This is a genomic window from Trinickia diaoshuihuensis, from assembly GCF_003390925.1.
GTDB classification, from domain to species: domain Bacteria; phylum Pseudomonadota; class Gammaproteobacteria; order Burkholderiales; family Burkholderiaceae; genus Trinickia; species Trinickia diaoshuihuensis.
Map to the genome: position 1 here is coordinate 91501 of NZ_QUBS01000026.1, position 13268 is coordinate 104768.

A 13268-nucleotide genomic window follows, 5' to 3' on the forward strand; every position below is an offset into this window, starting at 1 on the left:
TCCGCGATATTTGGACGGGTCGAAGCCAGTCCCCACGCATCGGCTTAGCCGCGGGCGGCGCGCGGACGGTCGACGCGTGTCCCCAAGCTCGACCCACGGACCCTTGGCGATAGGCTCGCCTTCGGTCTTGGCGATAACCGGAAAACCGATGATCGACGGACCGAATGGCGTAATGATGGGCGTGCCGCTCAGGCCCGCGCCCAGCGATCCACCACCGCCGCCTTCCGCTGCGGATGTTTCGAGCGCGCAAAGCGCGCTGCGCGGACAACTGAAGGGCAATTCACCTAACGACGCCGCGGCGTTGAAGGCCGCGATCGACGAGATCGAACGGACCAACGCCGCGATCACGCGCGAGGCGCTCGCACGCGCGGCGATCCTGTTGCAGGAGCAAGCCGACGCCGCCCGTGCCGCGCAATCGGACACGCACGTCGATGCGATCGAGCAAGCTGCGAGCGAAGTCGGCCTGACGCACGTATTCGACACGTCCACCCTGGACGCGGCGGCGAAGTCGCTCTCCGCTAAGCCATTGGCGACGAGCCCAGCGGGCACATCGAAGCCGATCGACGCGAGTGCGGCGCGCACCGCCATCCAACAAGGGTTGGACGGCGGTATGACGCTGGCCGAAGCCGTCAACGCGGCCCGCGTTCAATTCGGCGGCGATGAGCGCAACGAAGTCTCGCTCGACGAAGCAGCGCTTGCCATCGAGGGCGACGCCGCGGCCGAGGCGCAAGCGGGGCATGCCGATGCCGACCTGCTCAAAGCCGCGGCACAGCAGGTGGATGGACTCGATATTTTCGCGAAGCCGGTGCAAGAGGCCGCTCTGAAGGCCCTGACGGTCGATGTCCAGCCGAGCGCCGGCCTCGATGCCGCGGCCGCGCAAGCGCAAAACGCCTACCGGACCTATCAAACCGACAAGGCCAACCACGCGAGCGACGCGCAATTGGCGAGCGATCAGGCGGCCTATCACCGCGCGCTGTCGAGCGAACTCGATGCGGCCGCGGGTCAGCAAAACGGAAACTGGCGCGGCGATCTGCTGCAAATCGATCGCCGCTGGCAGGCCCAGCAGACCGTACTGAAACTGAATACGGCCAAGGGCGTTGCGCTCGCGCCGAAGGCCGGCGATCTGCTCGTCTCATTGAAAGCGGCGCAGATCGTCGATGCGGTCGAGTCCAGCCGCATCGCGGGCGGAGCGAATGCGAACTTGACCGCGGCGCAGACCTTGACGCGCCAATTGGCCGGCACTCCGACGTGCAGCGCTCTCGGTCAAGAGGTGGGCGACGACGGGCGCATCGTCGATCTGCGTGCCGCGGCCCTCGCCGATATTACCGGCGCGCGCGCGAAAGATCCGCAAGGCACGTTGGCCGCGGAAGGTGCGGCGCTCTCGAAGTACCGCGGCACGGCGATATTCGATACATTGCTGCGCGATACGTTAGCCGCAGGTGCGACGGCGCATAACGAGCAGGCGGTCGGCACGCCGGGCAATCTCTCCGATATCGCGGACCTGCTGGAGAGCACGGCAAAGGCATCGCCCGAACTCGCCAAGGCGCTGTTTTCAATGCTGCAAGAGAAGATCGTGTCGCTCGTCGGCCACGGCCCGGAATATATGTTCGCCGGCTCGGAGACGATGCGCGAACGCGATTCGTATTATGGGCCCCTGGCGCGGATCGTCGATGCCGCAGGCGGTCCGCAAAGTACGGCTGTTCAGCCGGTCGTCGGTGCGTTGAAGACGAAGTTGCAGGCGTTGCTCGACGAGTTGAATCGAGAGAAAGCGGCCCATGAAGACCCGGTCGCGAATGCGTTTCAGCCGCTGGCCTACTTGAGCAACGCGCAACTGAACGACCCGACGACGCTTTACCAGGCGCTTATCGATCAGTCGCCCAATACCGATCTGGGCAAGACGCTCGCGACGTACACGGGTCTAAAGCCCCATCCCGCGCCCGTTACGCCCGCCGCCGAAGGCGCCGGCACGCTGGCGACGGCGGAAAGCGCGCTCAATCAGCAACTCAAGGCCGGCCAGCCCGATGCCGCCGCCTTGCAAAGCGCGCTCGCCGCGGCGCGCAAGGCCAATCCGTCGATCGACGATAAGACTTGGGCCGAAGCCATGCTCGCGCAGCAGGGGCAAACGGACGCGCAAGCGATCAACAGCGGTAAGGCGAAGGCGCCCGGTGACCTGATCGCTCAAGCCGCATCGGAGTTGAGGCAAGACCAACTATTCGATGCGCGGACCCTCGAAGCCGCCACGAGCGCGCTGCAAAGCGGGCAGGTCGCAAACGGCGGGCTTGCGCCCAACGTACCGCTTTCGGATCAAGGCGGCCCGAGCGCGGCGCAGTATCTGCAAGGGCTCGTGTCCGACGGCATGACGATGAAGGAAGCGATTGCGTTGACCCGTGCCTGGTTGAGCGGATCGAAGCAATCGGACATCGTGCTGACCCAAGCCGCGCTGACGGTGCTCGGCCAGCAGAACCTGCCTACGTACTACAAGGATACGGCGAACACCGACCCGATCGATCTCGCCGCGCAGCAGTTGAAGGCGGTCGATCTCATCGATTCGGCCACCATCGACAAAGTCGTGAACGGCGCGCCGGCGTCGCCAACCGAACCCGCCGTCATCGGCATGAAGCAGGACGTCAAGCCCGATACGGATGCGTTGAACGGAAAGAAGGGCGAGGGCGGACTGATCGGCAAGGTCGATACGGCATATAGCGCGTGGCAGGCCGCGCAGAGCAAGGCGGACAAGAACAAGAGCGATGCCGCCGACCAAAACGCCGCCGCCGATGCGTTGCGCCAATATCACGAAGCGCTCTCGGCCGCTTTGAACGCGGCGGCGGGCAAGGCGCCCACCGATAGCGCGTGGCAATCCGATCCGCTTCACGTCGATACGATGTGGAAGGCGCAAAACGCACTCGAACTTGCGGCGTTGCAGCCGCAGATCGACGCAGCGCAAGCGGCGGGCAAGGACTCGCCCGAGGCGAAATCGCTCGAAACGGCGTTCGGTCAGTGGCAAACCGGGCTCGACGCGTTGCAGATCATCGGCCAGGTGCAGTATGCCCGGCAAGCGGCGACGCCCGCCGGGGGCGACGCGGCCGGGGGCGACGTCGCCGCCGCGCAGATGTTGACCTACGAAACGTATGGTTTGGACCAGGGCGACCCGCAGCTTTATCAGCAAGTGATGGGCGATGCGGCGGTCTCGCAACTGAAGGAATCGGCATTGGCGTCGATTACGGGAGCGGCATCGTCGCGCGATAGCGCTCAAGCGCGGCTGCACGCGGTTGGAACGCGCTTGCAGGCCTACCAGGGCACGCTCCTGTATGCCCAGTTGCTCGATGGCGCCGCGAGCGACCCTGCCGTCAAGCAATTGCTCGGCGCGATTCATGATGCGGTGTACGGGCAAAAGAAGGATCCCGATAAGCTGAAGACGCTGGCCGATATCCTGGAAGGGACGAGCCCCGATATGGCGGCATTCGTGCTGCAGGAGATGTTTCCCGGGGGAGCGAAAGACTCGGGATTTTCGCCCGCGCAACTCGTCGCTTGGACCAAGAGCGCCAACGACCTGACGCAGATCTCGCGAATTTACGCGGCGGGCGGCGGTGCGCGAAATGCCGGCATGACGGCTTTGCGCGGGGCATTGGAGCAGATGATCGTCGCCAACCAGGACTTCGGCAGCGTCGATTACAGCTCGCGTCTGAACATGCAAACGTCGGTGAGCGAAGGCGGCGCCGTCGTATGGGGTGAGGGCCTGGGTCTCGGCGGCTTGAAAAAGCACGGCGGTCAGATGCAGCTCGCGCAGGATATGCTCGACGACGACGCGAAGAGCGAACTCGGTATCGAAATCGCGCGCGAGACGGGCTTCGGCGATCTAGGCAAGCCCGCGGCGCCGGTCGGTACCGGCGGCGGGGCATCGTCGTTGACGGCCGATACGGCCTTCGCGCCCGGAGTGGGGACCGTCGTGACGGCGCAACAACATCTGGCCGGGCTCCAGTGGCAAGACGGGATGCAAGTTGCCACGAGCTACGACCAGGTCCTCAATACGATCGGTCAGGCCAATGGATTGAAGGCCGACTACAGCCCGGGATCGCTGGCCGACGAGCAGGCGCTCTCTATCGGCGAATTCGCGCTGTTCAACGCGAACGACGTGATTTTCGACGCGTCCGGGCACAAGACGACGCTCGGTGACGTCGCCGAGGGTTTATTGAAAGGCGAGGGTGTCAAAAAGCCGAGCGGTTCGGCGCCCGTAACGGTTGCCTCGCTCTCCGGACAGTGGTGGAAGTCGCGCGCGCCATCGACCGACGATAAGGGGACGAGCTTTACGTTGCTCGAAGGCCTGGCGGCCGATGGGCATATGATCGACGTCGGCCCCGCGAACACGACTGCCCGCAACGGCTACGCCGATTGGCAATCGAACACCGGCTTCGATAAGGGATTCATGCTGGTCCAGCCGCATTGGGTCGTCGATGCGCGAGGGGCCGTGCAGACGGGCAACGCCTATTTCGTCGATTACAAGCCCTATGACCATTGGTACGACTGGGAGAATCTGCGCGGCGATATCGTCACGGGCTTGACGATCGCGGGCGGGATCCTCGCGATGATTACGTTGCCCGAAACCGCGCCGCTGTGGCTCGTGATGCTCTCCGAGGCAGCCGATCTCGGTTTCGCCGTCAGTGCGGCGGCGGGAACGGTCGATGCCGTCCGCAAGCTCTCGGCGCCGGGCGGCGCGCGCAATTGGACCAATTGGCTCAACCTGGCCGCCAGCGCATTCGGCGGCGTCGCGAGCGGCGCGGGCTTGCTGGCGCGCACCGGCACGATGGCGGCGCGTTTGTCGGCCGGCGATGCCGCGTTCGCCGACGCGGCGCGCATCGCCGGCGTCTCGCGCAACGCGACGCCGCTCGAACTTGCCCAAGCGGAATTGGCCGCGCCCGGCTATCGCGGCATGCGTCTGTTCGACGATAGCTGGACCGCGCGCTTGTTGCGCGCGCGCTTGACCGGGTCCAATGCCGCGGCGCTGCGTACCGCGGCCGCGACGCGCGGCTTGTCGTCGTTGGCCGGCTCCGGCGCCTTCAAGGCGGCAGGCGTACTTGCCATGCTGACGAACGTGGGTTCGATGGGGCAGCAAGCCTATACGCTGCTGCGCAGCGGCGATCGCGCGACGCTGAGCGACTGGTTCGATTTCCTATCGTCCGCGGGGCTCATGGCGTCCGGCGCCGGTGTCAGCCGCATCCATGCCGCAACCGCCGCCGACGAACGCCGAGTGGCCGGCGCCGAGCGCAATGCGCCGACGGTGAACGTCGATGGGCTCGCGATCGCCGCGCACGAAAATCCGTTGACGGTGGTCGGGTTCACGCGTTCAGCCGATGGCCGTTCGATTCAAATCAGGCTGGCGGACGGCAGCGTAATCGACACGCAGGCATTCGGCGGCGCACGCACGGCTGCGAGCGTCCAGCCCGACGACATCTTGTTGCCTAACCAGCGCGATCGCGGTCAGCGATTCGAGGTCGTCGCGGATCCGGATATGGGCGGGTTCGTCTTGTTGCCTCGCATACGTGGCGGCGCGACCGACGATGACCCTTGGGCGTCCGGCGAGAACGCGCAAAACGACGACGACTCGATCCCTGCGTTCGGCGGCCTGCCGCGATTGACGCGCCCGAAGGCGCGTCCCGGCGAGCGCGATCATCTGCTTTATTCCGCGCTGCCGGTCGTCGAGGACCCCGCGGCGGTGCTTTACGTGCCCCGCGGCGGGAGCGGGGCGAGATCGAGCGAGGCCGCCGCCGGCGGTCCGGCCGGACAGCCGGACGGGACGATCGCCCACGCGCGCGGGCCCCGTCCACCCATCCGTCGTTCCCCTGAAGACAGAGGGCCTTTCGAAACCGGTTTTCCCGTCAAGAAAAGCGAGTATCCGCTGAGCGAGTGGATGGCGGAATATGTGAGCGAGACGGGGCTCATCTACACCGAGGCGAGGCGGGTCGACAAGCAGTGGGTGTTCCGGCCCAACCACGAGCGCCGCGACGCGACCAACGTTATCACCATCGCGCCCGACATTCATGTCGTCAGCGCGCTCGGCACGCCGGACGCGCTGTTCGATCTGAACGGACGGCCGGTTACGGCGATCATGGATTTGCGCCGGCGGCTCATTACGCCGCAGCGTTTGGCCAATCGCCTCAGCGAGAACGTCGGGCTCGAGGAACGCAGCTACACGCCGGGCCAGCCGATCGCGGTGCTGGCGGAATATACGGCCGGCGGGGCGGACTCCTTCGCGCAGCAGTTGGCCAACGAAGTGCATGCGCCGGTGTACGGTCTCGAAGGCAGCTATGAGGATCGCAACTGGCTGCTGCATTTTCCGGAAACCGTCTCCCATCCGGTGTGGCAACCCGACGTCACGGGGCGGCGCGCATTATCCGGCGGGGCGCAGCCGATCCGCGTCAAGTGGAATTTGCTCGAGCGCCGGCAATCGTCGGACCTGGAGGTCTTCGCGAACGACGACCCGGTCAAGATCGATACTTACCTCGCGCCGCAGGGCATGTTCGTCATCAATGGCGATACGAGCGAGTTGACGGCGCGCGGACCCGAGCGGGTCGCGCGATCCGCACGCGCGGCCGGGCATACGCCGAACACGCCCGTCATGTTGTTGACGACCGAGGCCGACGCGCAGCGTCACCCGTTCGCACGCGCGCTCGCCGACGAACTGGGCAGCCCCGTACTCGTGATGACGGACGACGCTTGGGTGCCCGGCGGAAGCGCCGTCCGCAAAAATACCGTGACCGTTTCGCGCGTCGAGGGTGCGCAAAACAAGCGCGTGCAGATCGACGAGGACGGGAACGTCTCGTTCCTGGATACCCAGCAGAACCGCGGTTCGACCGTATGGTTGAACTTCGGGCCGATGCAGCGATCGCTCGAGTACTTCGAACAAAAGCGCGGCACGATGGACGACGTCGTGATGCAGACGTTCGAGGTCCCGCGATCGTTGCTCGACGAGATCAGGCGCCGCGCGGTGCATCAGGGCGACGCCACGGCGCCGGGCAATGAGCAAAAGCCGGTGCTGGGCGATTGGTTGGCGTCTCCCGATCAATTCGGATTGCGCTGGGACGATGTGATGCGGCTGCAAGAGCAAATCATCCCCGGCAGCGCGAAAACGATCGTGGTTCCGCCGCGGGCGCACGGGCCCGGCGGCCCGAGCACGGGTGCCGCGGCGCCGGCGAATATGGTGCAATTCGCGGCTCGACTCCCGGCTCGTCCCCCGGCGCGACCCGCGGCTCAAACGACACCGGCCGTAGGCGAAGATCGTCCCGCGCCGTTGATTCACCCGCGCCGCAAAGAGGACGGCACACCGGTCGAGATCGAGACCCCCACGCAGCCGAGCGATCCGAGCACATGGCACGATCCGGCGGCGACGGCGGTGTTCGTGCCCGACGGAGCGCATCCCGCCGTGCTCAACGGTGTTCCGATGACGCAATGGGAGCCTCCGGCGACGTCGGAAGGTTGGCAGACCGTATCCGGCCAGAACCCGGATATCGTCGAGCCGCCCGCCGACGCGTCCGTCAAGAAGGCCGGCGTCGTCATCCTGGAGCCCGACGGCCGCGTCTGGATCATCGAATCGACGAATCACTTCACGGGGCCGCGTTCGTTTCCCAAGGGCTCGGTGGACGAAGGACTGTCCCTGCAGGCGACCGCGATCAAGGAAGGCTATGAAGAGACCGGCCTGCACGTCGAGCTTCTCGCGCATTTGACCGACTTCAAAACGAAAACGGGCAAGACGAGGACCCGCTACTACCTGGCCCGCCGCATCGGCGGCAACCCGGCCGCGATGGGATGGGAAACGCAAGGCATGTATCTGGTGCCGCGCGGCGAACTGGCCGGGACAGTCAGAACGGCGCGCGATTTGCGTGTCGTTAGAGCCTTGCTGCAATACGAGGCCGACGCCGAGCCGCTAGCCCCGGCTGGCGGCGAACAAGCGGCATCCGATTCGATGGGCCTGCCCGCACGCGCATTGTCGGAAGACGAACAAGCATTCAGAGCGCAACTCGAGGGCGCGACCATCGGCGACGACGCCTTCGAGTTGTCGCATCTGACCGACCCGGGCGTTGCGGTCAATCTAGTCGTCGAGGACGCCACGGGGCCGATCGGCTCGGGTCCGATCAATGCCGGCACGGTCCGAGTGCTCGATCTGCGCAAAGGCGATTTGCCGAAGGGCAGCGGCCATCAATTGCTCGCGTGCGCGCTCGAGCAAGCCGACGTGCGGCCCACTCAGCGATTGGTGCTCGACGATGTCGAGCATCCCGAGACGATCGCCGCGCGCGAAGCCGGCTTGCCTGCCGAGCAGACGCCGCTCGCACGCACGGCCATGCGCGCGCTGACCGAACTTGGGTTGACGCCGGCTTCCGCGAACTACGAGGCCAACGCCCGCGGGCATTGGAATCTCGTCGTCGAACTCGCGGGCGAGGGCCGAGCATCGTCGCCCGACGCGCTCGCCACGGACGAGGCGCCGGTGCAATTCAAGGATCCCGACGCGCTCGCCTCCGAGGCGTTCCTTGCAGTGGCGCAGCAGTACGACTTGAGTCCGGAGGCGATCGAAGACTTGCAATGGAAATCTCCGCGCGATAACACGACCAAGTTCTTCGACGCGCGGCAGGGCCACGTCAAGGCCACGACCGTGAGCGATGCGAGCCGCCACGTCGCGGCAACCGACGACTCCGCGTACTACATTTCGGCCGACATCTACAACCTCGGCGGATTGAACGCGGCGTTCGAGGATGTGGCCGAACACGCCAACGTCCATTACGAAGCGATGGCGCGCATCGCCGCCGATGCGCTCGAGCAAACGGGCGCGAAGGTGGTGCCGATGCGAACCGGCGGCGACGAATTGGGCTTCGTGGTCGTCGGTGCGGTGGACGACGATGCGATCGCGGCGGCGCTCGGCTCAGCGCGCGAACGCATCGCGGACTATGCCGAAGAACAGGGGCTCGCGGATATCCCTCATCCGAAGCGCAAGGGAGAGAAGGGCGTCGGCATGCATTTCGGCTCAGCCCCGATTCTGCCCGGACTGTCGCTATCGGACATCTTTACGCAAGCCGATCTCGGTGTGAACCGCAGCAAGACGTCCGGCACGCGGCCGGCAAGCGACGAGCCCGATGCGGCCGATGAGGACGGCATCACCGCTGATTCGACCGCCGCGCCGCCGGCGGCGCGGCCCGGGCGAGCCGCTCCGCCGGTCGAACCGTTCGGCTACGAGTTGCGGCCCACGGTCTATGTCACCGACCCCGCCCAAGCCGCCGCGCTCGACTATATCGAACGCGCACGCCGATATGGACTGACCACGGAGCAGGCGCGCAGCCTCGTTCAGCCCGTCGCGCTCGACGACGTCTCGGGCTTTTTCGACGCGCGTCAGGCTTCGGTCAAGTCGAGCACCGTGAACCGCACGCGCGACTATGTGAGCGCAAGCGGCGGCACGGCTTACTACGTTTCCGGCGATATCTACAACCTCGGCGGATTGAACGCCGCCATGAACGATGTCGCCGAACTGGCCAACGCGCATTATCGATCGATCGTCGGTATCGTTGCCGACGAGCTGGCGCAAACGGGCGCCGATGTCATACCGATGCGCACGGGCGGCGACGAGGTGGGCATCGTCGTGGCGGGGCAGCTCGACGAGGGCGCGCTGCGCGAAGCCTTGCAAGCGGCTCAACGACGGCTGACCGCCTATGCCGAGCAGAACGGATTGACCGATATCCCGCATCCCAAGCGCGAGGGCGAGTACGGCGTCGGCATGCATCTGGGCTACGCGACGATTACCGAAAGCAGCACGCTCTCGGAGATATTCACGCAGGCCGATAAGGGCGTCAACCGCAGCAAGACGTTGCAGGCGAGGCTTTCGAGCCAAGCCGGCCCCGGCGGGCAGCCGCCCGAGGTTAAACTGAGCGCGCCCGGACAGTCCGGCGAGACGCAAGGACAGGGCGGGATCGAATCGGATTGGAGCGAAGACGATGTCACAGCAAACGCGGGACGCTCGCCTCGGCTTGACGGGGTTGAGTCCGAAGCAGCGGGAAGAGCGCATCCGGCAACTCGAACGGGAAGCGGCGCACAAGCAGGCAGCGGCCCAAGCGGAGCTGGAGAAACAACGGTCCCAACGCAAGAAGGACAAAGCCTAGCGGACGATGAACCGGCGCCGTACGTCCGCGATGCGCTCGTCTGGTCCAAGGGGTGGAAGGGCGATATCACGGCTACGGTGGCAAGCGAGCCCGATGCTCGCGTCTTGATCTCGCCGACGCAAGCGTCGGCCGGCGGTGGCGATAAGCCTCAAGTCTTGCTCTCCACGGGCTGGCGTTTGACGCCTTCGCGCGGCGGCCGAGTCGTCGCGAACGCCATCGACGCCATGGGACTCGCGCATGCGTCGGAGTTGACGATCGGAGGCGCCGATCGTGAGCGGGAAATGGCGGAGGCCGCCGAGCGCGGCACCGATGTCCGCGACACGATGCTGGGCCGCACACTCGAACAAGCATGCGCTCATCTAAACAGAACGCCGATCGACTGGCGGGTCAGCGGCGGACTTCATAGCCGAGTGACCGTCCAATTGGCGCCCGACATCACGTCGGAGCCTTCGTCATCCGCGTCGTCTTCCGTGCTGTCGTTGGCGCGGCAGATGCCCGACCTCATCGTCTCGTGCCCGCCCGCTCGCTCACCGCTGACGCGATTCGGCGGCGCGCCGGGGACGCACGCAGACTTCGTCGTCGCCGCAGCGGTTCGCGATGGACAAATGATCGACGGGACCGGCGCGCCGCTTTCCGCCCAAGCACTTGCGCACCAGGTTGTCGGCGCCGACACGTTTCCGAAGCGCATTCGCGTGGTGTTGCTGACCGACGGCGAGGCGCCCGGCGCGGCGTCTGCGTTGGCGCGCTTGCTGCGGCATTTGCAGATTCCCGTGCTCGCACGCGACCATGCCGTGAGCGCCGACGACGAAAACGCGTGGCGGCTGCATACGGGCGATGAGGCGCCACCTTCGCCCGCAGCCGGCGAGACGGCTGACGTCGTGCTCGGTTACGGCAATTCGAAGGTGGCTTATGCGTTGACCATGCCCGGCGAGCCGCCGCGCGTGGTGACGGTGCTGCGAGATTCGCGGCCGGCCGACACGCTGGAGCAAGAGCAAGCCGTGCTGGAAGCGCTGCGAAACGAGGGCGTGCCGGTACTCGATGTGTCGCTGGGGCGTTACCTCGGCCGGCCGGCCGTGTTCTCCGACCGCTACGCGACGAGCTACAAGGCCTTGATGAAGGCCATCGAAGGGGAACCACGCGACGAAGCGGCCGAGCGAGCCATACTCGCGTTGCTGCGCCGCGCGCGAATACCGATCACACCGCAGACGGCCGCATCGATTACACGCGTGCACGATGCGCTCGTTACACGCAGCGTCGACATCACCGACTTCGATATGTTCTTGGGACGAATCGGAGCGGATGGGCGCCCGGACGGCCGCGCGGTCGTCGCAGACCCGCTGCGATGGAGACGAGCGATACCGATGGGGCCGCACCTTGACGATTTGCCGTGGCTGTCGCGGCTCGTGCGCGCAGCGGCGCGTGAGCCGCAGGGCGAACGCCAGGCCGCCGAGCCTTTGGACCTCGGCGCTTTGGCTGAGGTCGCACCCGGCGTGGACGGCCGTTCCGTTGTCTTGACCGACACCGCTGGACGGTCCGTGCAAGCGGTCTTCTTGAGCGGACGCCGCGGGCCTCCGACCGATCCCGAGGATATCCTGTTGCCGAACGGCGAGAAGCGCGGACAACGCTTCGAGTTGTTGCGCGACCCGAGCGACGGCACGCTCGTCGTCTTACCGCGCATGCGTGGGGGCGCGGTCGACGATGATCCGGAGAAGCAAGGCGCGCCTGCGCTCGCGGTCCCGCTTCGGGCGCTGTACGAGACGACGCTTGCGCCCGAAGGGTACGGACAGTTGTTGGCCGATACGCGGGCGTCGTTGCAGCCTGTGCGCGGCATCACAACGGCTCGCTCCGATTTCGTCGAGGCGCTGCGCACGCGCATCGAGCCCATATTGCAGGTCGAGCCGCGCCCGCCGGGCGGCGAGGCGGGCAAGCGTCGAACGCTCGAAGGCGAGGGCGAGCCACACGATCGGGCGGTACGCTACATCGTCAATACGGCGTTGCTCGTGGCCCGGTCATCGATGTCCGATGACGAGTTGCGCGCGAGTCCGGCGATCCGTTCGCATGCGAAAGCGTTGGATTTGGTCGTCGGAATCCGGACGCTCAATGTGCGTAACAGCGAAAGCCTCGCATTGCGCGATGCCGATCACTATCTGTCGAATCTCGTTCAAGAGTGGCAAATACCCTTCGAGCGACGCGGCGCGGGAGAGGATCGAACGCCTTCGACCCGGCTGGCGCGGCTTTCGGGGATCGTTGCGCGAACCTACGATCTGACGAAGGCGCGAGGGCGGACGGGTTCGCCAGGCTCATTGCCGTCCGACGCCGACGTCTCGCTGATGGAGCCCCATGACATTCCCGCGTCCGCGCCCGGCGGTCGCGCGTGGGCGGCGCTTGGTACGCGCGATTTCTTGCGGATGGCCAAGGGCGGCACATCCGACGCGCATTGGATCCTCACCGACGTGCCGGGCGCCGGACCCCTCGCAACCTGAGCGGCGGATCCGCCGGGCGGCCCAAAGCAACGCATGCAGCCGGGGCCGCCGGGGAATCGTCCTGCCCGGCTGGTTGCCGCGAGCGTACGCACCCATTACACTTTGCGCCTGCCATGCGGGAATCGCGGGCAAGCGCTTGCGGCCGAGTCCGCCGAATCCGGAAAGAATCAATGAGACGACTGTTCCCCAGCGTGCTAGCGGCCATGTTTTTCGCGGCCGGGGCGCACGCGCAAAGCGATGCGTCAGGGCCCTTCGTCACGCCCGCGGGAAGCGCGCAATTCGAGCGTGTCGGCGGTGACTACGTCGCCTCGCTCGATGGAACGGCTTTCGATCGCTTCGGTGCGCGCGCACTCGTGCATTTCGACGATGAGGGCGAGGCCGGCCAAGCCGTTGCCCGTATGCTGGTCGCCACCGATTCGGGGCCGGCCCTGTACGACTTCCGCCGCCGTCCACCGCTCGTGGAGCGCACGGGTAAGCGCATGAACTTGCAACGCGTCTTTTGGCAAGGCGACGAGGTCGTGATGCAGAGCCCCGAAGGATGGTACCGTTTCAAGGGCGGTATCTTGACGAAGCTTCAATCGTCCAAGACGATCTACCGGTAATCGCTTCTCGCGCCTGAGCCTTGCACAGCGCGCGGTTCGTTCATTTG

The 13268-nt window shown here is 66.1% G+C and carries 2 protein-coding genes; both read left to right on the plus strand.

Going from position 1 to position 13268, the window contains the following annotated elements; genetic code table 11:
* The first annotated feature begins 148 nt into the window (after positions 1-148).
* On the plus strand, positions 149-12619 hold the full coding sequence (locus DXT59_RS07520) for an NUDIX domain-containing protein (RefSeq protein ID WP_116136293.1): 12471 nt from the start codon (positions 149-151) through the stop codon (positions 12617-12619).
* A gap of 170 nt (positions 12620-12789) precedes the next feature.
* Positions 12790-13221, plus strand: a complete 432-nt coding sequence (locus tag DXT59_RS07525) for a hypothetical protein (RefSeq protein ID WP_116136294.1) — start codon at positions 12790-12792, stop codon at positions 13219-13221.
* Positions 13222-13268: the final 47 nt, after the last annotated feature.

Coding starts and splice junctions, on each gene's coding strand:
- DXT59_RS07520 (WP_116136293.1), top strand. CDS start 149: ATGATCGACGGACCGAATGGCGTAATGATGGGCGTGCCGCTCAGGCCC.
- DXT59_RS07525 (WP_116136294.1), top strand. CDS start 12,790: ATGAGACGACTGTTCCCCAGCGTGCTAGCGGCCATGTTTTTCGCGGCC.